The organism is Natronococcus sp. CG52 (genome assembly GCF_023913515.1).
Classification (GTDB): domain Archaea; phylum Halobacteriota; class Halobacteria; order Halobacteriales; family Natrialbaceae; genus Natronococcus; species Natronococcus zhouii.
In genome coordinates, this window is the sequence record NZ_CP099391.1 from 3,059,111 (window position 1) to 3,078,506 (window position 19,396).

Consider the following 19,396-nt stretch of genomic DNA (forward strand, 5'->3'; position numbering starts at 1 on the left):
GGTCCGTCGTCGGCTCGACTGTATGGCTTCCCACGGCGACGAGCGATCGACGGCCGCGACGAGCGGCGACGAGATCTCCCACCCGCTGGTCGCGGCGGTCTACGACCGGGTCGTCCCAGACCGGTTCCTCTTCGGACCGCACCGCCGGTATCTGACCGCCGACCTCTCGGGGCGCGTACTCGACGTCGGGGCCGGAACCGGCGCGAACTTCCCGTACGTCGCCGACGGGAGCGAGCGCATCTCCTACTACGCGATCGAACCCGACCCCCACATGCGGGAGCAGGCGGTCGAGAAGGCGCGAGAGGCCGGCTGCAGTGTAACCCTGCGGGACGCCCGCGCCGAATCGCTTCCCTACCCCGACGAGAGCTTCGACGTCGTCGTCGCCAGCCTCGTCTTCTGCACCATCGCGGATCCCGACGCCGCCCTCGAGGAGGTCGCCCGCGTGCTGAAACCCGGCGGCGAACTGCGGTTCCTCGAGCACGTCCGCGCCGACGGCTGGCGGGCGACCGGTCAGGACCTCCTGAACCCGCTCTGGAGCCGCGCCGCCGGCGGCTGTCAGCTCACCCGGGAGACCGCCGAGCGGTTCGTCTGTCACGACGCGTTCGCCGTCGAGGAGATCGAGCGCGTCGCGTTCGGGATCTTTCCGGCGACGCCGATCGTGCGCGGGACGGTGCGGCGGCGTCGTGACGGCGGCCTCACGGGCTGGTCGGCTCACTTTTATTTGAACGGAACGCGCCGATAGAGCTATGACCGACGACAGACTGCGGATGACGCCCGGTCCGACGGAGGTACCGGAGGCCGTCCGCCAGGCGATGAGCGAACCGACGCCGAACCCCGACCTCGAGTCCGAGTTCTTCGAGTTCTACCGGTCGCTGACGGGCAAACTCGAGACCGTCTATCACGCGGGAGCTGAAACCGACAGGGCGAACGCCTCCGAGAGGGACGTCGTCGTCCTCGGCGGCGAGGGAATTCTCGGCCTCGAGGCGGCCGTCGCCTCGCTGGTCGGCGAGGGCGATCGGGTGCTCTGTCTCTCCAACGGGCTCTACGGCGACGGGTTCGCCGACTTCGTCGAGCGGTACGGCGGCGAGGCCGTCGTCTGCGAAGTCCCCTGGCGCGAGACGCTCGACCCCGAGACCGTCGCGGACTGTCTCGAGGAAGAGGGGCCATTCGACGTCGCGACGATGGTCCACTGCGAGACGCCGACCGGGACGCTGAACGACCTCGAGCCGATCCTCGACCTGCTCGAGGAGCACGACGTGCTCTCGGTCGTCGACGCCGTCTCGTCGCTCGGCGGAACGCCCGTTCCGACCGGGAAGATCGACGTCTGTCTCGGTGCGAGCCAAAAGTGTCTCAGCGCGCCGCCGGGGCTCACCACCTGCGCGGTCAGCGAGCGCGCCTGGGACCGCATCGAGTCCGTCGAGAACCCGACGTTCTACGCCGACCTCGAGCCCTGGCGAACCGCCGCGGACGACGAGTGGTTCCCGTACACGCACCTCGCGTCGAACCTGTACGGACTCGACGCCGCGGTCGACCTGCTGTTCGAGGAAGGACTCGACGAGGTGTTCGCACGCCACGAGGAGGCCGCGACGCTGTGTCGCGAGCGCGCCGCGGACCTCGGCCTGGAGACGTACCCGGCCGACGAGGCCGACTGTTCGCCGACCGTGACCGCGCTCGACGTCGAGCGGGCTACCGAACTACAGCAAGCGGTGCTGGAGGAACACGATATCGTCCTCGCGACCGGTCTCGGCGACCTCGAGGACGAGATCCTCCGGATCGGTCACACGGGCCACAACGCGCGGACGGATCGCGTGGAGCGAGCGATGGACGCGGTCGCCGACGCGCTCGACTAACCGAAAGTCGCCCGACGTCCCGAGAGAACCCGGAACCTGCAGGTGGAACCGTTTCCCACGAGTCTAGACTAGTTTTACGCATGGACGAACCCGATCAGGAGCCGACGGAGAAACCGACGGAAGACAGGGAGGAGGCCGAGCAAGAGAGCAAGTGGATGGCTCGCAACTGGATCGGAATTGCCGTCGTCTCGATATTCGCGTTGCTCCTGCTCGTCGTCGGGATGATGCAGGCGACCGGGGCTCGTGGACGTCCTCGCGCCCGTCGCCGACACCCAGGGCGGGCAGTGGGCTGCGTTCGGCGTCCTCGCGCTCATCGTCCTCGTCCTCGCCGGCTGGAGCTGGCGCGCGATCCTGAGCTAATCGATTGCTGACCACGACGGCGGCCGCTCCTCCGGGCGACTCCTCTCCGTTCCGGGCGATTACGATGTCGGTTTGTTACGGAAGTCAAGGAGAACGCCCGCCCTTTAGGGCGAGAAGGATGTCAAGGCGAGACGTATCACGGTAACGGCGGACAGAAACCCGTTTAGGTGCCGCCCGTCCAGACCAGTCAATGAGTTACCGGATCGGACTCGTCGGCAAGCCGTCCGTCGGCAAGTCCTCCTTCTTCAACGCTGCCACGATGAACGACGTCCCGGAAGGGGCCTACCCGTTCACGACTATCGACCCCAGCGTGGGCGAAGCGTACGTCCGCGTCGAGTGTGCGGCCCCCGAGTTCGACGAGGAGTGTACGCCGAACGTCGGCTACTGCGACCGCGGAACGCGGTTCGTCCCGACGAAACTCGTCGACGTCGCCGGACTGATCCCCGGCGCCCACGAGGGTGCCGGCCTCGGCAACCAGTTCCTGACCGACCTGAACGAGACCGACGTCCTGATCCACGTCGTCGACTTCTCCGGCGAGACCGATCTCGAGGGAGAGCCGACCGAGGACCACGATCCCCGGAAGGACATCGACTTCCTCGAGGAGGAACTCGACCAGTGGTATCTGGGCATCCTCGAGAAGGGGATCGAGCGCTACGAGTCGGGGTATACGACCGAGGACGACGCCATCGAGGAAGAACTCGCCGAGCAGATGAGCGCCTTCAAGACGAACGAGGACGAGATCAAGCGTCTCGTTCGCCGCGTCGACGTCGGCTTCGATCCGACCGAGTGGGATGCCGACGACCGCCTCGCGCTCGCCCGCGAGATCCGCACGGAGACCAAGCCGATGGTGATCGCGGCGAACAAGATGGACACCCCGGAGGCGCAGGCGAACTACGAGGAGATCACGAACGATCCCGACTACGAACACCTGACGATCGTTCCCGCGAGCGCTCACGCCGAGCGAGCGCTCAAGTCGGCCGATAAGGCCGGCGTCGTCGACTACCGTCCCGGCGACGACGACTTCGAGATTACGGGCGACGTTTCGGGCGAACAAGAGCAGGGCCTCGAGGAGATCCGCGACTTCCTCGACCGGTACGGCGCGACGGGCGTCCAGGCGGCCCTCGAGACCGCGCTGTTCGACGTGCTCGGCGTCGTCCCGGTCTTTCCCGGCGGTGCCAACGGGCTCGGCAACGAACGCGGCGAGGTACTCCCCGACTGCTATCTGATTCCGCCGAACTCGACGGCGGAGGACTTCGCCTACAGCCTCCACTCGGACATCGGCGACGGCTTCCTCCACGCGATCGACTGCCGGTCGAACCGCCAACTCGGCAAGAGCTACGAGGTCGAATCGCGGGATGTGATCGAGGTTATTACGACGAACTGACGGCTCTCAGCTGTCTCAGTCGGATTTCTCGACGAAACCGTACTGCCGATAGACGGGATACTCTTGACAGGCGATGACCGTGCGTGTACGGCTCTGTACTGGGTGACACCGCCGTCGTACGAAGGGACGGGTGTGTCGCTGGCTCGGTCTCCCTACTCTCGCCAGATCAGGCGCTGAGCCGCGTCGCCGAGGCGACTCGGGAGTTCCGAGAGCCGGGCATCCGGTGAGGGGGTCCGTAACTGATCTTCGTCGACCTTGATTCCGGTCCTCCTCGGAGGGATCCCCTTTGGCCCGTTCCTCGGCGTCCCGATCGACGTTCGCGGTGGCCTGCAGCTGACATCGAGCAGCGGCCACACGCTTCGCGATCTTGCCCGCAGGTGGTCGGATACGCGGAGGGGCTCTCGTCGCGGTAGTGTTATCGCGAGGACGAGCGATCGCGATACTCGCGGGTCGGTGCCGACGGACTTTTAGACGCGTCGTGCCATCGGACCGCATGGACGCGCCACTCGCCGAGTCAGCCCCGTTTGGCTGGTACCTCCCACACGACGACCGGACTGATGATCCACATGAGTGACCGCACACGCGACCCTGACGGCGCTGACGGCACGACGGAGCCGCTCGAGACCGACGGCGAGCCAGCCGACCTCCCCTCGAGTGAGGTCCTCGAGAACGTCCCCGACTGGGACGATGAGTACGTCGACCGGGTGAGCGACCGGCTGATGCACAACTACGATCTCGAGAAGGAGTTCGCGGTCGACGGCGAGCGGTTCACGCTGTACGGGGAGATGGAACTCGTGAGCAAGAAGCACTTCCTCCACCCGTCGCTCTCGCTCGGCGAACACGGCTCGACCGAACACCTCTTCGTCGGGCGAGTCGACCGCGTCGACGACCGAACGCTCGATCGGTTCGTCGAACTGGGCGAGCGACTGGCTGACGAGTGGATCGAACCGGACGAAGAACACTTCTCGACGGAATTTACGTTCGTCGCGATCGCGGACTCGATCCCCGAGAATATCCGCGAGCGCGTCGTCGGGTTCGACGGTCGAACGCTGCTGAAGTACGGCTTCCACGGCCACTACGAAATCAATCTGGTCGTCGTTGCCCCCGACAGCGAGGAACTGGCGGCGAGCGAGAACACCGACGTCGCGACCGCTTTCCGGCTCTGGGATCCGATCGAGAAAGAGGACCCGGGCATTCTCGACCTCGTCTCCCGGCGACTGCAGTTGTAGTCGCCCCGCGGTCGCGAGCCGTACACGCGGTTGGCGTTGCTCTCGTCAGCCCAGAGATGCGAAACGAGCGGCTGACAGCAGTCGAACGGACTCGAGTCGAAAAACAGCGTCATTGCAGCCGGGAATCGCGACCCGGCGTCACGATCAGTCGTCGTCCGTACTCACGTCGGCTGCGACGCCATCACCCGTTTCACGGGCCGTCTGCATGTTGTCGTAGCCGATTTTGAACAGCGACAGCGCGAGTCCGATGAGGACCACGATGAGGACGATCTGGACGACGGCCGATAGCTGGCCGATCAGCGACGTCTCCGCGTCGGCGGTGATACCGAGCAGCCGACCGCCGAGGATCTGATAGAGCCCGACCCAGCTGAGACCGGCGACCGTGATGATTCCCATCAGCACCATGGGGCCGCCGGTCGAAATCAGCTGCTTAGACTTGCTCCAGTTGGCCAGCCAGACGGTGGCAGACAGCAGTGCCAGCGACGCCAGCAGCTGGTTCGCACCGCCGAACAGCGTCCAGAGATCCTCCCACCGGCCGCTGCCGAGCAGGAAGAACGCGACGACGGCGATGACCGTCGTGTTGACGTAGCGGTTGGCCGCGTACTCCTCGGCCTGCGTCTCCGGCGTACCGACGATCTCCTCCAACATGTACCGACCCAGTCGGACGGCCGTGTCCATGCTCGTCAGCAGGAAACTCGCGAGCACGAGCGCCATAAACGGTGCGGCGTACTCGAACGGAACGCCGAGCGCGGTGAGGATCGCGCCGCCACCGGTCGCGAAGTTCGGCAGCGCCAGTCCGATCCCGCCGGCACCGGCCGGGATCGCGACGAGCGTCACCGCACAGAGTGCGACTGCCGCGAGCAGTCCCTCCGCGAGCATCCCGCCGTAGCCGATCAGTTTGGCGTCGGTTTCCTTGTTCAGTTGCTTGGACGTCGTCCCCGAGGAGACCAGCGAGTGGAAGCCGCTGATGGTCCCACACGCGATGGTGAGGAACAACAGCGGGAACAGCGGCATGAGCGGAAGCATCTCCGCGAGCGGGCCGCCCTGTCCGAGGAAGCCGTACCAGGCCCCGGTCGTGATCTCGAAGCTCAACTGATCACCGGTCTCGGGGTGGATCGCGTCGCTTCCCATTCCGGTGATGAACGTCCCGACGATGACCGCGAGCAAACTCCCACCGACCCCCGTGTACAGGAGGAACGACGAGAGGTAGTCACGCGGCTGCAGCAGCATCCAGACCGGCAGGATGCTCGCGGCGGCCCCGTACACGAGTATCACCAGCACCCACGCGCCGATGTTCGCACTGTCGAGCAGTTCCGGGAAGAACGCCGCCGACTCGAGCAACACGATCGTCCCGTCGGGGTAGTCGCCGGGGACGATCGCGAGCGGGTACTGGATACCGATCCAGACCGACGCGAAGACGCCCGCAACGAAGACGACTGTGCCGACCGAGAACGGAAGTCCCAGTTGGTACAGCCAGACCCCGAAGACGAACGCGAGCGTAATGTACAGCAGGCTCGCGGTCGCTGCCGACGGGTACGCGTTCAGCACGACCCCGATGACCAGTGCGAACACTGCGACGACGAGAATCGTCAGCAAGAACGCGAACCACAACAGCATATCCTTGCCTCGCTCACCGACGTACTCGCCGATGATGTAGCCGATCGACTTCCCCTCGTGTCGAAGGCTGCTCGACAGCGAGACGAAGTCGTGGACCGCACCCATCAGCGGGTTCCCGATCGCAACCCACAGCACGGCCGGGATCCAACCCCAGACCAGTGCGGCCGTGATCGGCCCGACGACGGGTGCGCCACCCGCGATACTCGAATAGTGATGTCCCAGTAGTACCGGCTTCTTCGCCGGGACGTACTCCTGCCCGTCTTGATACTTGTGCGCTGGCGTCTCTCGACTATCGTCGAGCCCCACGAACTGCGAGAGGTACCGACCGTAGCCGATGTACGCGGCGGTAAACGTCGTCAGCACCAGTGCGACGATCCAGATTACACCTACCATGCTATGAGCTCACGTGACGGGCAACGAACCGCCAGACCATAAATATAATTTGTTTAGGTTCCAATGACCGGTTATCCTATCGACAGCCGTGACGATTCTATCCTCGAGAGCGCAATCCGGTAGTACCTCGAGTCAATAGCGTGCTACCGATCGAGTCGGCCTCACCGGGATTGCACTGAACCCTCGTCCTCGACCGCGACCTCGAGTTCGGCGGCGACTTCCTCAAGAATCGAGCCCCGAACCTCCTCGACGCGCGTTTCGATCGTCGCGACGACCGGAACGGCGAACTCGCGCTCGATCCGCTCGAGGCGGTCGCGTTCGGTGGCGACCCGCTGACGGAGGTACCGCGCCCCTCTCCCCTCCTCGTGGGGTTCGGGTTCGGGCGTCAGCCGGTTGACCACGAGACCGCGAACCGGAAGCGCCGCATCTTCGAGGGTCTCGACCGAGCGGCGCGTCTCGCGGATCGAGAGTTCGTCGGGATTCATCACGAGGTAAAACGCCGCGTCGTCGCGCAACACCTCCCCGGCGAACTCGAACCGTTCCTTTCGTTCCTGCAGTCGCGCGAGGATCGGATCGCCGTCCATCACGCGCCGGGGTTCCCGGTTCCCGATCGCGGCCTTCTCGTAGAGGTCGATGCTGCGCTCGCGTTTGTCCATCAGCCGGTCGATCCACCGCTCGAGGAGTTCCGGCAGCGCGAGCAGTCGCAGCGTCGACCCCGTCGGCGACGTGTCGAACACCACCCGATCGTACGGGTCGGCGGTTCGCATCACCTCGACGAACCGATCGAAGAGGGCGGCCTCGTAGGCGCCGGGCGTCTGGTGGGCCATCTCGAGTTGAATGTCGACCTCGTTGACCATCGCCGCGGACAGCTGCGAACTCAGCTGGCGCTTGAGCCCCTGCAGGTGGTCCTGGACCTCCTGTTCCGGATCGATCTCGAGCGCCGAGAGCCCGTCGTACCCCTCGACGGGCTGCGGTTCGTCGCCGAACTCCTGGTCGAAGACGTCAGCCGTGCTGTGTGCCGGGTCCGTCGAAACGAGCAGCGTCTCGAGTCCACCGCCGACGCACTCGAGACCGTAGGCGCTCGAGACGGTCGTCTTACCGACCCCGCCTTTCCCACCGAAGAAGACGAACTCGGTCATCAGAAGTGGTACTGGTGGCCCTTGCGCTCGATGACTGACTGGCGATCCCACAGCCGCCGTTCCCAGGCCTCGTACTCGTCTTCCAGGTACGGCAGGAGTTCGGCCGTGTAGTACGACACCGGGCTCGGGATACCGAACGCGTCCGGGAAACAGGCGAGCATGAATCCGTCCTCCGCGTCTTCGGCCTCCGCTTCGATCTTCTCGTAGGCGGGATGGCTGATCATCCCGTGGTAGAGTCCGCGGACCCACTCCTCGAGCGTGGCCCGAAACGTCGCGATCCGGTCGGCGAGTGTCATCGTCACTCATCCTCAGTGCCGGAGACTCAAATGTGTCGTGGCCCGCCACTAGCGGACCGCGATCCGAATCCGGCCGTCGATCCTCGCGAGAGAGTGCCGTGAGCGAGGCGTTCGCCGTCGGATCGTGAGCGAACGCGAGTCGACGGGATGGAACGCGCTCGAAGGCTTTCGGTCGACGCTGGAGTTCGAGGTCTCTCGGATCCGCTGCAACTCGTCCCGAACGGGCCGAAATCCGGGGCACCGCTCGAGTCGTCCTACGGGTGCGACGCTGGCGAATCGCGTTCCGGCAAACCAGTACCGTTCCGCGTTCTCCAGGACGAAAACCCATAGAGACGCCCGGAAGTGTCCGGTATCGTTCCCGGTTGTAGTCGCGTACAGATAGCGGCAGTGACGCAGACGTCGAACTTGGACTCGCGCTCGTAAACCGGGGTCGCCGATTTCCAGCCGTCGGGAATCAGCCCGTGGCTGATTCTTCCGATCGACGAAGAACGAGTGATGGCAGAACGACGAGTCCTACTCGACCGCTTCCGCCGGCGATTAGCTGCCAATCGAGATCTGCCCGGATGCAGTCGTCCAGCTGCCGGAGTCCCCTCGATACCGAGGAAACTCTCGAGTCGACGGCACGGTGGTACCGATGATTGATCCCGTTCTCGCGAGTCGACTCCAGTTCGCTATCGCGATCACGATTCACATCCTGTTCGCCTCGCTATCGGTCGGACTGGCGCCGTATCTGGTCTACTTTACCGTTCAGGAGGTTCGGACCGGTGAGGACCGGTATCGGAAGCTCCGCGAGTTCTGGACGAAGGTATTCGCCGTCGGATTCGTGATGGGGACGGTCACCGGCATCCCCATGAGCTTCATGTTCGGCACGAACTTCTCGCAGTTCTCGACGGTCGCCGGCGAGCTCATCGGCGGTCCGCTCTCGTTCGAGGCGAAGATGGCGTTCTTCCTCGAGGCTATCTTCCTCGGGATCCTGCTGTTCGGCCGCGATCGGGTGTCCGGCCGGTTCTACACACTTTCGGCGTTTTTCGTCGCGCTCGGCGCGTGGCTCTCGGCGTTCTGGATCCTCGTCGTGAACTCGTGGATGCAGACGCCCCGCGGCTACGAGGTCGCCACTAACGGCGGGACCGAAATCGTTCGGATGACGGATCCGCTCGCCGCGTTCTTCACTCCTCGCTTCCCGTGGATGTTCGTGCATATGCAGAACGCAGCGATCATTTCGGTCACGCTTCTCGTCGCCGGCGTCGCCGCGTACTTCGTCTGGCAGAACCGAGAGTCAGAGACGTGGAACACGGCGCTCCGGGTTGCCGTCGGCGTCTTGCTGCTTACTTCCGCCTTCCAGGTCGTTCACGGCGACATGTACGGCCGCCACGTCGCCGACACGCAACCGCAGAAGTTTGCAGCGATGGAAGCCCACTACGACACCGAACGCGGTGCCGATCTCCACATCATCGCGATCCCGACGAGCCTCGAGGCGATTACCGATCCGCGAGCCGACAACCTCTACACAGTTAGTATTCCGTATCTCACCTCGTACCTCGCGAGCGGCGGTGATCCGACCGCCGAGGTAACCGGACTGGACGACTTCGAGTACGAGTCGCCGCCCGTCGCGATCGTGTTCTGGTCGTTCCGAATCATGGTCGGGCTCGGATTCTGGTTCGTCTTCCTCGGAACGTGGGGCGCGTACGAGCGGTGGCGAGGCGGTCTACGCGACAGTCCGCGGTACCTCATCGCCACGATGCTGTCGGCGCCCCTCGGGTTCGTCGCGCTCGTTACCGGCTGGTACGTCACGGAAGTCGGCCGCCAGCCGTGGCTCATTCAGGGCGTCCTCAAAACGAGCGACGGCGTCTCGCCGGCACTGGACGGGACTGAGGCGCTGCTTACGCTCGTCGGCGTCAGCGGGAGCTATCTCTTTCTGCTCGGGATCTTCCTCTGTATCGTCCGTCGGCTCGTCACCGCTGAACGCGACGACGTCGTCGACGAAGACGACCGGTCGGTTCCGAAGTGGGTGATCGCGGATGACTGATCCGATCGTCGAGGCGGCCTACGTCGTCGGCTGGCTGCCGGAGGCGTGGTTCTGGCTCCTGTTCGGCATTCTGGCGATCTACCTGGTCCTCGACGGGTTCGATTTCGGAGTCGGACTCCTCTATGCGACACGAGAGACCGAATCCGACCGTGAGACGTTCCACGCCGCGTTCGGCCCGATCTGGAAGGCGAACGAGGTCTGGTTCGTTCTGTTCACGACGGTGCTGTTTGCGGCGTACCCGGTCGCTTACGCGAATCTGCTGTCCAGACACTATCTTCTCGTGTTCCTCCTGCTTCTCGGCCTGATCCTGCGAGGGGTCGGTATCAAACTCCGGAAGGAGCGCGACGACGAACGGTGGAAGCGATACTGCGATTACGCGTTCGTCTCGGGGAGCGCGATTTCGCCGCTCGCCCTCGGCGTGTTCATCGCGGAGTGGGCGTTCGGCGGTGTGCCGGCGGGCGTGGCGCTTCTCGGCGGCGTCGCACTCGTCGCGCTCTGTTTTGTCCTCGGCGCAGCGTTTCTCGCGCTCAAAACCCGGGGGACGCTACGAACGGAGATGGCGACCTACGCGACGAACGGGACGCTAGTTTACCTCGCACTCTTCGCCGTCGCCGGAGGGGCGCTGTTCGGCGTCAACAGCATCCGACTTCCGGCCGTCGGTATCGCGGCGGGCGCGACCGGGCTCTGTTCGGTCGGCATCGTCACGGGGTCGCGTCTAGACCAGTACTACGTCCTCTTCGGGGCAGCAGCGGGTCTGGCGGTCGTATTCGTCGGGTTCCTCGCGGGAGGGCTCTACCCGATGATCGATCCGGTGGCCGGTCTGGCGATCCGCGACGCGGTCGTCTCACCGCAGACGCTGAACGTAACGACGGCCATGGCGCTCGTATTCCTCCCTGCCGTTTCGATCGGGTTCGCGATGCTGTACTCGATCTTCGAGGGCGTCGCCGATCCGGATAACGGCTACTGACGAATCTCGCGTTTCTTCACCGTCACCGTACGTATCGTGAGTGATCGTCCGTCTCCCGGCCGTCGGGTGCCCGCCCGGTCGCGAACGATCACAGAAACATTCGATATCGTGCCATAGTGTTTATCGAGACGGACACTCGACCCGACAACCGTCCCGCTCGAGGAGAACGCTCCGCTCGGATCGACGATTTCGAGGGGACGAGCGCGACGACACGGACTAGCCGCTCGCGCGCTGCGTTCGTACTCAGCGTCCGAAGAAGGAATCCGGCGAAACGCGCCTATCGTGCCGGATACGCGTAGCCGATCCGATACTGATCGTCGTAGATCAGCGACACGCTGTGGATTCGTCGGCCTCGAGTTGCCGTTCGACGTCCGTCGTCGCGAGTACCACCGAGCCCTCGGCGACTGACGCCGGCAGGTAGTCGAGTATCGACTCGAACGTCGCGGGAGTCGACTCGTCGGTGTCGGCCGCCGTCGTCGAGTGTTCGTCCGCTGCCGTCGCAGCGTTGCCGGCCGGTACGACGGTAATCGTCGTCCTGATACCACCGAAGAGGGTACGGCGGGGACACTTCTCCATGCACCTCGATAGCTGATGGTTTGCCCACAAGTGAGTTTTCGGTACATTCGTTCGTAGTAACGTTCATCGGCACGATGGCCAGTCCCGAGCCGACGCTTCTTAACCCCTGCATCACGATCTCACACGTATGTCATCGACGATTCCCGTTACCGTCCTCTCGGGGAGTCTGGGAGCGGGAAAGACGACGCTGCTCAATCACCTGCTGCGCAACGCGGGCGAACGCGACCTCGCCGTGCTGGTCAACGATATGGGCGCGGTGAACGTCGATGCCGAACTCGTCGCCGACGGATCGGATCTCGACGCAGGCGGCGTCGCGGAGCTCTCGAACGGCTGTATCTGCTGCGAGCTGCAGGACGATCTCGAGACGGCGGTCGTCCGACTGGCCCGCAATCGGGAGTTCGACCACCTGATCGTCGAATCGTCGGGTATCTCCGAACCCGAACCGGTCGCCAGCCTGTTCACGACCGCCTCGCGGGTCGCCGCCCGCTACGAGATCGACGCGCTCGTCACCGTCCTCGACACCCGACTGTTCCTCGACGCCTTCGCCGGCGATGACGTTCCCGAGCGCCGCGGCGATCCGGACGGAGAGGCCGACCGTCCCCTCTCGGACCTCCTGATCGAGCAACTCGAGGTCGCGAACGTCGTGCTGCTCAACAAGGCGGACCTCTGCGACCCGAACGAACTCGAGGAGGCGGAGGTTCTCGTCCGGGCGCTCCAGCCGGACGCGGAGACGATCCGGACGGAGTTCTCCGCGGTCGATCCCGACCGCCTGCTCGGCGTCGGCCTGTTCGAGCCCCAGCACCTCGGCGAGGGAGCCGGGTGGCAGCGGGCGCTCGAGGGGGACGAAACCGACGAGAAAGCGGCGGATCACGGAGGCGAGCGCGGTCAGGGTGACGAGCGAAGCCACGAAGGCGACCACAGTCACGGAGACGGCCACGACCACGATGACGGGCAGGGAGACGACCCGGACGGCGACCAGAACCACGATCACGACCACCGCCACCCCGACGAGGTCTACGGCGTCGAGTCGGTCGTCTTCCGGGAACGACGACCGGTCCACCCCGAGCGGTTCGCGTCGTTCCTTCGGGAACTGCCCGACAACGTCGTCCGATCGAAGGGAGTCGTCTGGGTCGCCGGCCGCGACGCGAAGGTCGAACTCTCCCAGGCCGGCCCGTCCGTCCGGGCAACGAACAACGGTCCCTGGATCGCAACCCTCCCCGAGATCCGGCGAGACCTGTACCGCTCCAACCGCCCCGACCTCGAGTGGCACGACGAGCACGGCGACCGGCGGACGGAACTCGTCGTCATCGGAACGGGCCTCGACGAGAAACGACTGCGTTCGAGGCTCCGGGACTGCCTGGTCACGGACGAGGAGTGGGAGCGAGCCGAGACGCTCGCGAACCCGTTTCCGGACGAGGCCGAGGAGGCGGTCGTGCTCCGCGAACCCTGATACGGTCTGCTGTAACGATTTTCCGGCGAAACCGCAGACGGGTCGCAGTTTCGACGGAAATGACTTACAGCAATCCGTATGAGTCGACTCAGTCGAACGCCGATTCGATCGCCTCGAGCGCGCGGTTCAGTTCCCCCTTCCGTTTCCAGGCGGCGATCCGATCACCGAAGGGAAGCGGCGCGGCGAGCGACACGGACGATCGGAACGTGATCGTCGTTTCGCCGTCCAGTGCGTCAAACTCCAGCCACGTTTCCATGTGCTCGAACGGCCCCTGTTCGCCCTCCTGGGTGTAGTAGAGCGCATCGTCGCGGTACTCGAATCGCAGCGGAAGCTGCATGCCGGGACCGCTGGCGACCACGATCGTCGCCTCGTCTCTCTCGTCGACGGTCTCGACGGTAAAGCTGCCTTCGGCCTCGACGAGCGCCGGTGGATCGAATCGCGACGAAATCTCGACGGGCGTCGCGTCAATCCGTCGAGACACGGTGACCTCCCGCATACCGCTGTCCTTCGAGTCGGCTACCATAAATGCCGGTGTCGCGTGTCGCGGAAGGCGGACGGAAACGCTAAGTGACCGACGTTCGCGTGTTCACGTATGAGCGGTCCCGACGCCGACCGAGAGGGGCTCCGCGAGGGGCTCGAGTCCTCGCACGGTGATCCACGCGTCTTGCTCGTCCTCAACGCGGTACTCTCGGTGCTGTTCGCATTGATGTTCGTCACCGGCGCCGATTTCGTCGGGATACTCGAGTTCAGTCTCGCGAGCGTCGCGATCGTCACCGGCGGATTGTTCGTGCTCACGCATCTCGTAACGCGCTCCTGAGTCTCGGATCGGTGAGTCCGTCGCGATCGGATCGAACCGGTTATCGCCGCTCTCGCGGCGAATCGATCGTCCTGTTCGGCGTTCCGTCATCGCGTTCGCTCACTGGCACGTCATCGCTGCCGTCGCTGTCATCGCTGCCGTTGGGTGGCGATCCGTCGCCGAGATCGGCCGGCACCTCGAGCGGCCTCTCGGGGTCGATCACCGTTCGATTCGGGATCGGAGGTTCCGGCGGCGGGCGGCGGGTGACGAGGCGCTGAAAGCGGGTAAGATCCCGCGGCTGTTCGGTCTCGACCTCCTCGTAGTCGACGACGATCCGGTCGCCCTCGGCGAAGATCCGGAAGTAGTTCAGTCGAAACGAGGGGTAGTAGATATCCGGCAACCGCGAGAACCGCGTCTCGACGTGTCGTAGCTTCTTCAGCCAGGTGCCGGTGTTGAGGACGAGCCGATCACCCCACCGCGTCAGCGACGCTCGGTGGGTGTGTCCGTAGACGAAGACGGCGACGTCCCGGTTCGCCTCGAAGACGTCCCTGGCCGCCACCAGGAACGGCTCGTCGCCCTGGCCGACGTGCACGCCCGATAGGATGATTCCGAAGCGCCCGAGCGTGTGCCGAAAATCGCGTCTGAACAGCCAGAGCGGAATCGCGAGCAACAGGAGGACGAAAATGACGATGAGGTTGATCGTGATGATTATCTCGAGGACGATGTCGGCGATGCCGAGCGCGCGAACGAGCGGGTTGTCGGTGAACAGCCGGGCCGGAAGGATGCCGAACGCCTCGAGGACGGTGCCGAAGAGGTAGAGCAGGGTGATATTGAAAAACAGCAACAGCGGGACGACGATCGCACGCAGCACCGGACTCATCTCCCGGTAGAAGTAGTTGGAGAAGAGCCAGCGCGGAATCTCTTCCATCGGCGCGACCGACTGGATGTCCCGAAGCCAGTCGCCCCTGGCGCGTTCGGAGTATCGCCCGGCGGCGGCGACGATCCGCTGGACGATGAAGTAGCCGACGGGGAGTGCGTCGGGGTTCCCCCAGTCGGGCATCCGGTTGTTCGAATCGTGTTGCTGGCCGTGCTCGATCCAGATGTCGGCGTCACCGACCTCGCGCGTGATCGCGACCGCCGGCTCGAGCGAGACGTTGAACTCGGCGAGCCGGTCGATGTGCGACGGATAGCAGGCGAGATCGTAGTCGTGGTTGCCCGGGATGATCGTGATGTCGATCGCCTCGCCGGTCGTGCGAAGCTGTTCGAACACCCGCGGGTGATCCTCGATCACGCGCTCGAGTTTGTCCCGATCCGACGTTTCCGTGTACTCCCACAGCCCGAAGGTATCGCCGTTGATGATCAGCTCCACGTCGCCGCCTCGCTCCTCGAGATCCTCGAGAAACGAGAGGAGTTCCGCCTCGAAGTCGAGCGTCGTGAGCTGTTCGTCGCCGCCCATGTGGAGGTCGCTAATGAAGACGTACTCGGTAGCCATTCGGAGGGGTCCACCCTCCTACCAGCCCGAACGGAATAGTGGTTTGCCCCGTGTCGATCGGTACAGACGCTCGAGAAGTTGGCGAGCGAGAACGCCCGAAGACGCTCCGCTGCCTGAAGACGAACGGATCTCGGCGATCACTCCTCGAGCGGGCCGATCTCCCGCCGGTAGTGGCGCACCCACAACGCCTGCAGCGGCAAGATCAACAGCGGCGTGTAGAACGCGAGCGAGAGATCGACGGCGGCGACGCCGATCGAGAGGGCGAAGACGGCGGGCGAGATCAGTCCGCGGACGGTGATCAGTCGCGCAGCCCGGTCGTCGACCGCGTCGCCCGCGAACCCCGCTCGGGCGGCGTACTCCCAGACGGCGGTCACGAGCGCGCCGACCAGCACGAAGTTGGTCGCGTACAGCGTCCAGGCGAACCGCGTCCCGTAGCTGCCCATCAGCTCCGTCGGATAGGGGAGAAAGGAGATCGACAGCAAGAACAGGAGATTCAGCCACAGCAGGATCCGGTCGTGGCCGACGATGTATCGAAAGAGGTTGTGATGGATGGTCCAGTAGAGACCCACGACGACGAAGCTCAGGAGGTAGCTGATCAGCAGCGTCTCCTGATCGGCGACTGCCGCCGGCAGCTCGTCCGCGGGAACGTCGGGGACCTCGAACTGCAACACTAACAGCGTGAGAACGATCGCGAACAGTCCGTCGCTCAGGGCTTCCATCCGATCCGTTCCCTCCCCGCCGAGCGTCCTCACCATACGGCCCACTCCACCCGAATCGGGGAATAACCTATCCCGGTTCACGTCCGTCGATTCTCCACGTCGTTCGCTTGTCGCCTCTCGGCGCCGCTTCCGGTCGCCGGATTCCGTTACCGAGCGCTCGAGTAGCCCCACCTGGGATCACCGCTCGAGAGACGCTCGGTCCACGATCCGATTGCGGGACGAGTTGTACACGCCTTCGGACGTTCATTCCTCTCGGTCGGAGCCGACAGGTACTCACGGGCCGGCCGATACTGTGCGAACAACGAATGGAGAAGGAGGCGATCACGTCCTATCGGCCCACGAAACCCGAGATCGCCGTTTTCGTCTCGGGCGTGACCAGTATGGGTCTCGAGATCCTCGCGGTGCGCGTCGTCGCACCGCAGTTCGGGAGTCACATCTACACCGTCGGCGGCATTCTGACGGTCTTCCTCGCCGCGCTGAGCCTGGGCTACTGGCAGGGCGGCAAGCGTGCGAGACTGGCGACGAACCGGGAGATGTCCTGGATCATGCTCGCGACCGCAGTGTACGTCGCGGTGGTGGTCTACGCGAGCGATCTGTTGCTCGTGTCCACGTCGACGCTGGCGTTGCCGCCGCGGTACGCCTCGCTTCCGGCCGTGATCGCCCTCTTCGGTCCGCCGACCTATCTGCTGGGCTTCATCAGCCCCTACGCCGCCGAACTCTCGCAGAAGCAGGGTATCGGCGAGGCGTCGGGCCACGTCTACGCGCTGGGGACCATCGGGAGCATCCTCGGCTCGGCGGCGACGACGTTCGTCCTCATTCCCGTCCTGAGCATCGGCGAGATCGGAGTTCTCTTCGGACTCGTGCTCGTCGCCGCCGCGCTCGCGCTCACGCTGCCGTCGCCGTCGCGCAATCCGACGGTCGCGAGCGTCTTCGTCGTGCTGTTGCTCGTCGGCGCGGCCGGCGGCGGTCCCGTCGCGTTCGACTATCGCGGTGACGTCGTCTACGAGAGCCAGACTCCCCACCAGCAACTCGAGGTCGTCGACGACGGCGATACCCGGACCATGTACCTGGACGGCGCCCGTCACAGCGCGATCGACCTCGAGGATCCCGACCGTCACGTCTTCGCCTACACGCGGTACTTCCACCTGCCGATGCTCGTGACCGACGAACCCGACGACGTCGACCGCGTCCTCTTCATCGGCGGCGGCGGCTACACCGGTCCGCAGGACTTCGAGGAAGAGTACGACGCGACCGTCGACGTCGTCGAGATCGATCCCGAAGTGACCGAAGCCGCCGAGACGTACTTCGGCCTCGAGCAGGACGAGGAGCTGAACGCCCACGCCGAGGACGGCCGGCAGTTCCTCCAGAATACGGACGAGACGTACGATCTGATCGTGCTGGACGCCTACAAGCAGGATCAGGTGCCGTTTCACCTGACGACCGAGGAGTTCATGCAGCTGGCTGCGGACCGGCTGAGCGACGACGGCGTCCTCCTCGCGAACGTCGTCTCCTCGCCGAACGGCCCCGCATCGGAGTTCTACCGCGCGGAGTACAAGACCATGGAACAGGCGTTCCCGGAGGTCTACAGCTTCCGCACGTCCGAGGAGAGCTCCGTCCAGAACATCGAACTCGTCGCGACGAAAGACGACGGCGAACTCACGCAGGCCGACCTCGAGCAGCGAAACGAAAATCGGGAGCTGGGAATCGATCTGAGCGACGAGATCGACCACCGGATGGCCGATCCCGAAACCGATGACGTCCCGGTTCTGCGCGACGACAGAGCGCCGGTCGACAGCCTGCTCGATCCGATGATGGGCCAGCGGTACGTCATCGAGGAGACGGGGGAGTCGGAGCCGGCGACGGCGAAGACGGCGACATCCCCGGCGACGTGACACCGGATCGAGCGGGTTCCATCGCGGAACCGTCCGCTCTCACCGGCCGGTAGAAGCTTCAGGAGGATGGTCCCCGTACACGGTCTATGAGCGACGAGGCGGCCGAGTGGCGCCACTCGGCATTCCCGTGGACAGTCATCGAGGGGAACCGACTGGTCGTCGCGGGCACGCTTCTCGGGGGGATACTGCTGCTGTTGCTCGCCCTGCTCGCCGTGAACCTGTTTCCGCGAGCGCCCGGCGACCCGCTCTATCTCCTCATCAGTGCGTTTCTGGGCGGAAACCTCACGCTCATCACGGTCGTCATCGCGATCAACCAGCTCGTGTTCTCGCAGGAACTCGGCTCGCCCGGAGACCTGGAGCAGCGAACCCGGAACGCCGTCGAGTACCGCAATCAGGTTCAGGAAGTGATGGATCGGGAGGTGAGCCCGGTGATGCCGGGCTCGTTTCTGCTGGTGCTTCACGAGAACCTCGGCAAGCGAGCGCAGGCGTTGCGCGAAACGATCACGAATCCCGGCGACGACGATCTCGCCGCGGAGATCGACGAACTCGTGGCTGCGCTCCGCGGCGACGTCCGAGACGTCGCGAGGGCGGTCGACACGCCCGCCGCGGACGAACAGATTTTCGGCGCGATCGCAGCGACGCTGGGAACGACGCAGGCGGAGCAGTTGTACGATCTGTCCCGCGTCGAAGCGGAGTACGACGCCCAGTTGTCGGCCGAGCAACGCGAACTGTTCGAGTCGCTCCGCGAGCACCTGCTCCACATCGACGTCGCCCGGAAGTACTTTCGGACGGTCTACATCACTAAGGAGCTCTCCTTTCTCTCGAGAGTACTCCTGATCGTCGGACTGCCGGCGCAACTGTTCCTCGCTGCGACGCTCGCGGTGTACGATCTCGCCGCGATCGAAGCGCTGCCCGCGGCCGCGATCGTCGGTGCGACGCTCGTCGCGACGGTCGCCTGCTTCGCACCGCTCGCGATCCTGGCGTCGTTCGTCCTCCGACTGTCGTGGGTCGCACAGCGAAACGCGACCGTCATGCCGTTTGCGGCCTCGGAGAAGGATTACACGCTGTTCTCGAGCGAGAAGTGAGAACCGCTGCAATGAATTACCTCCTCACTCGCGAGGCGGATCTCGTATCGGTCGCTCGTCTCTCGAGGCAGCGGTAGCGAAGAACAGGTCGACGAGACGGTGAGGGATAGTCGATCCGGTCTCCG

The 19,396-nt window shown here is 64.8% G+C and carries 17 protein-coding genes and 1 pseudogene; 11 read left to right on the top strand and 7 right to left on the bottom strand.

Features of this window, described 5'->3' with window-relative positions; translation table 11 throughout:
* The first annotated feature begins 22 nt into the window (after positions 1 to 22).
* The 5 genes and pseudogenes from NED97_RS15365 (at position 23) to NED97_RS15385 (ending at position 4,823) form a co-directional block, all read left to right on the top strand.
* Positions 23 to 742, top strand: a complete 720-nt coding sequence (locus NED97_RS15365) for a class I SAM-dependent methyltransferase (protein WP_252487894.1) — start codon at positions 23 to 25, stop codon at positions 740 to 742.
* A gap of 4 nt (positions 743 to 746) precedes the next feature.
* Positions 747 to 1,850: a pyridoxal-phosphate-dependent aminotransferase family protein gene (locus NED97_RS15370; RefSeq protein ID WP_252487895.1), complete on the top strand. Its 1,104-nt coding sequence runs from the start codon at positions 747 to 749 to the stop codon at positions 1,848 to 1,850.
* Between the two features lie 80 nt (positions 1,851 to 1,930).
* Positions 1,931 to 2,210: pseudogene (locus NED97_RS15375) on the top strand (hypothetical protein).
* Positions 2,211 to 2,400: 190 nt separating this feature from the next.
* Positions 2,401 to 3,594 (top strand): redox-regulated ATPase YchF, encoded by a 1,194-nt coding sequence (locus NED97_RS15380; protein WP_252487896.1) that lies wholly within the window; start codon positions 2,401 to 2,403, stop codon positions 3,592 to 3,594.
* A 566-nt stretch (positions 3,595 to 4,160) separates the two neighbouring features.
* Entirely contained in the window at positions 4,161 to 4,823 is a 663-nt protein-coding gene (locus tag NED97_RS15385) for a hypothetical protein (protein WP_252487897.1), read from the top strand.
* Positions 4,824 to 4,967: 144 nt separating this feature from the next.
* Here NED97_RS15385 and NED97_RS15390 read toward each other — a convergent pair whose 3' ends face one another.
* The 3 genes from NED97_RS15390 to NED97_RS15400 all read right to left on the bottom strand — a co-directional run bounded on the left by NED97_RS15390 (position 4,968) and on the right by NED97_RS15400 (position 8,268).
* The gene (locus NED97_RS15390) at positions 4,968 to 6,833 is read right to left on the bottom strand and encodes a carbon starvation CstA family protein (RefSeq protein WP_252487898.1); all 1,866 of its coding nucleotides are present in this window, start codon (positions 6,831 to 6,833) and stop codon (positions 4,968 to 4,970) included.
* A gap of 161 nt (positions 6,834 to 6,994) precedes the next feature.
* The gene (locus NED97_RS15395) at positions 6,995 to 7,972 is read right to left on the bottom strand and encodes an ArsA family ATPase (protein ID WP_252487899.1); all 978 of its coding nucleotides are present in this window, start codon (positions 7,970 to 7,972) and stop codon (positions 6,995 to 6,997) included.
* On the bottom strand, positions 7,972 to 8,268 hold the full coding sequence (locus NED97_RS15400; protein ID WP_252487900.1) for a hypothetical protein: 297 nt from the start codon (positions 8,266 to 8,268) through the stop codon (positions 7,972 to 7,974). The genes NED97_RS15395 and NED97_RS15400 overlap by 1 nt, the downstream gene beginning before the upstream one ends.
* 634 nt (positions 8,269 to 8,902) lie before the next feature.
* On the opposite strand from NED97_RS15400, the gene NED97_RS15405 reads away from it, so the two are divergent.
* Both NED97_RS15405 and NED97_RS15410 read left to right on the top strand, forming a co-directional pair.
* Positions 8,903 to 10,294 carry a cytochrome ubiquinol oxidase subunit I gene (locus tag NED97_RS15405; protein ID WP_252487901.1) on the top strand — a complete coding sequence of 464 codons (1,392 nt, stop codon included), beginning with the start codon at positions 8,903 to 8,905 and terminating at the stop codon, positions 10,292 to 10,294.
* Positions 10,287 to 11,261 carry a cytochrome d ubiquinol oxidase subunit II gene (locus NED97_RS15410; protein ID WP_252487902.1) on the top strand — a complete coding sequence of 325 codons (975 nt, stop codon included), beginning with the start codon at positions 10,287 to 10,289 and terminating at the stop codon, positions 11,259 to 11,261. The genes NED97_RS15405 and NED97_RS15410 overlap by 8 nt, the downstream gene beginning before the upstream one ends.
* Before the next feature lie 324 nt (positions 11,262 to 11,585).
* Here NED97_RS15410 and NED97_RS15415 read toward each other — a convergent pair whose 3' ends face one another.
* Positions 11,586 to 11,837 (bottom strand): hypothetical protein, encoded by a 252-nt coding sequence (locus NED97_RS15415; protein ID WP_252487903.1) that lies wholly within the window; start codon positions 11,835 to 11,837, stop codon positions 11,586 to 11,588.
* A gap of 127 nt (positions 11,838 to 11,964) precedes the next feature.
* On the opposite strand from NED97_RS15415, the gene NED97_RS15420 reads away from it, so the two are divergent.
* Complete coding sequence (locus NED97_RS15420; protein ID WP_252487904.1) at positions 11,965 to 13,287, top strand: CobW family GTP-binding protein; 1,323 nt, start codon at positions 11,965 to 11,967, stop codon at positions 13,285 to 13,287.
* Positions 13,288 to 13,375: 88 nt separating this feature from the next.
* Here the strand turns inward: NED97_RS15420 and NED97_RS15425 are convergent, their stop codons facing one another.
* The gene (locus NED97_RS15425) at positions 13,376 to 13,783 is read right to left on the bottom strand and encodes an SRPBCC family protein (RefSeq protein WP_252487905.1); all 408 of its coding nucleotides are present in this window, start codon (positions 13,781 to 13,783) and stop codon (positions 13,376 to 13,378) included.
* A 96-nt stretch (positions 13,784 to 13,879) separates the two neighbouring features.
* Here NED97_RS15425 and NED97_RS15430 point away from each other — a divergent pair, with 96 nt between their 5' ends.
* A complete protein-coding gene (locus tag NED97_RS15430; protein ID WP_252487906.1) occupies positions 13,880 to 14,104 on the top strand; it encodes a hypothetical protein in 225 nt (74 codons plus the stop codon).
* A 40-nt stretch (positions 14,105 to 14,144) separates the two neighbouring features.
* On the opposite strand, the gene NED97_RS15435 is transcribed toward NED97_RS15430, so the two are convergent.
* Both NED97_RS15435 and NED97_RS15440 read right to left on the bottom strand, forming a co-directional pair.
* Positions 14,145 to 15,575, bottom strand: coding sequence for a metallophosphoesterase (locus NED97_RS15435; protein ID WP_252487907.1), 1,431 nt, complete (start codon positions 15,573 to 15,575; stop codon positions 14,145 to 14,147).
* A 137-nt stretch (positions 15,576 to 15,712) separates the two neighbouring features.
* On the bottom strand, positions 15,713 to 16,330 hold the full coding sequence (locus tag NED97_RS15440; protein WP_252487908.1) for a TMEM175 family protein: 618 nt from the start codon (positions 16,328 to 16,330) through the stop codon (positions 15,713 to 15,715).
* 269 nt (positions 16,331 to 16,599) lie between these two features.
* On the opposite strand from NED97_RS15440, the gene NED97_RS15445 reads away from it, so the two are divergent.
* Both NED97_RS15445 and NED97_RS15450 read left to right on the top strand, forming a co-directional pair.
* A complete protein-coding gene (locus NED97_RS15445) occupies positions 16,600 to 18,186 on the top strand; it encodes a spermidine synthase (RefSeq protein ID WP_252487909.1) in 1,587 nt (528 codons plus the stop codon).
* 86 nt (positions 18,187 to 18,272) lie between these two features.
* Positions 18,273 to 19,271 (top strand): hypothetical protein, encoded by a 999-nt coding sequence (locus NED97_RS15450; protein ID WP_252487910.1) that lies wholly within the window; start codon positions 18,273 to 18,275, stop codon positions 19,269 to 19,271.
* Positions 19,272 to 19,396 lie beyond the last annotated feature (125 nt).

What these genes read in the sequence shown, in the direction of transcription:
- NED97_RS15425 (WP_252487905.1), bottom strand. Translation starts at nt 13,783, where the DNA reads ATGCGGGAGGTCACCGTGTCTCGACGGATTGACGCGACGCCCGTCGAG.
- NED97_RS15410 (WP_252487902.1), top strand. Translation starts at nt 10,287, where the DNA reads ATGACTGATCCGATCGTCGAGGCGGCCTACGTCGTCGGCTGGCTGCCG.
- NED97_RS15445 (WP_252487909.1), top strand. Translation starts at nt 16,600, where the DNA reads ATGGAGAAGGAGGCGATCACGTCCTATCGGCCCACGAAACCCGAGATC.
- NED97_RS15440 (WP_252487908.1), bottom strand. Translation starts at nt 16,330, where the DNA reads ATGGTGAGGACGCTCGGCGGGGAGGGAACGGATCGGATGGAAGCCCTG.
- NED97_RS15385 (WP_252487897.1), top strand. Translation starts at nt 4,161, where the DNA reads ATGAGTGACCGCACACGCGACCCTGACGGCGCTGACGGCACGACGGAG.
- NED97_RS15365 (WP_252487894.1), top strand. Translation starts at nt 23, where the DNA reads ATGGCTTCCCACGGCGACGAGCGATCGACGGCCGCGACGAGCGGCGAC.
- NED97_RS15370 (WP_252487895.1), top strand. Translation starts at nt 747, where the DNA reads ATGACCGACGACAGACTGCGGATGACGCCCGGTCCGACGGAGGTACCG.
- NED97_RS15420 (WP_252487904.1), top strand. Translation starts at nt 11,965, where the DNA reads ATGTCATCGACGATTCCCGTTACCGTCCTCTCGGGGAGTCTGGGAGCG.
- NED97_RS15400 (WP_252487900.1), bottom strand. Translation starts at nt 8,268, where the DNA reads ATGACACTCGCCGACCGGATCGCGACGTTTCGGGCCACGCTCGAGGAG.
- NED97_RS15450 (WP_252487910.1), top strand. Translation starts at nt 18,273, where the DNA reads ATGAGCGACGAGGCGGCCGAGTGGCGCCACTCGGCATTCCCGTGGACA.
- NED97_RS15405 (WP_252487901.1), top strand. Translation starts at nt 8,903, where the DNA reads ATGATTGATCCCGTTCTCGCGAGTCGACTCCAGTTCGCTATCGCGATC.
- NED97_RS15430 (WP_252487906.1), top strand. Translation starts at nt 13,880, where the DNA reads ATGAGCGGTCCCGACGCCGACCGAGAGGGGCTCCGCGAGGGGCTCGAG.
- NED97_RS15380 (WP_252487896.1), top strand. Translation starts at nt 2,401, where the DNA reads ATGAGTTACCGGATCGGACTCGTCGGCAAGCCGTCCGTCGGCAAGTCC.
- NED97_RS15390 (WP_252487898.1), bottom strand. Translation starts at nt 6,833, where the DNA reads ATGGTAGGTGTAATCTGGATCGTCGCACTGGTGCTGACGACGTTTACC.
- NED97_RS15415 (WP_252487903.1), bottom strand. Translation starts at nt 11,837, where the DNA reads ATGGAGAAGTGTCCCCGCCGTACCCTCTTCGGTGGTATCAGGACGACG.
- NED97_RS15435 (WP_252487907.1), bottom strand. Translation starts at nt 15,575, where the DNA reads ATGGCTACCGAGTACGTCTTCATTAGCGACCTCCACATGGGCGGCGAC.
- NED97_RS15395 (WP_252487899.1), bottom strand. Translation starts at nt 7,972, where the DNA reads ATGACCGAGTTCGTCTTCTTCGGTGGGAAAGGCGGGGTCGGTAAGACG.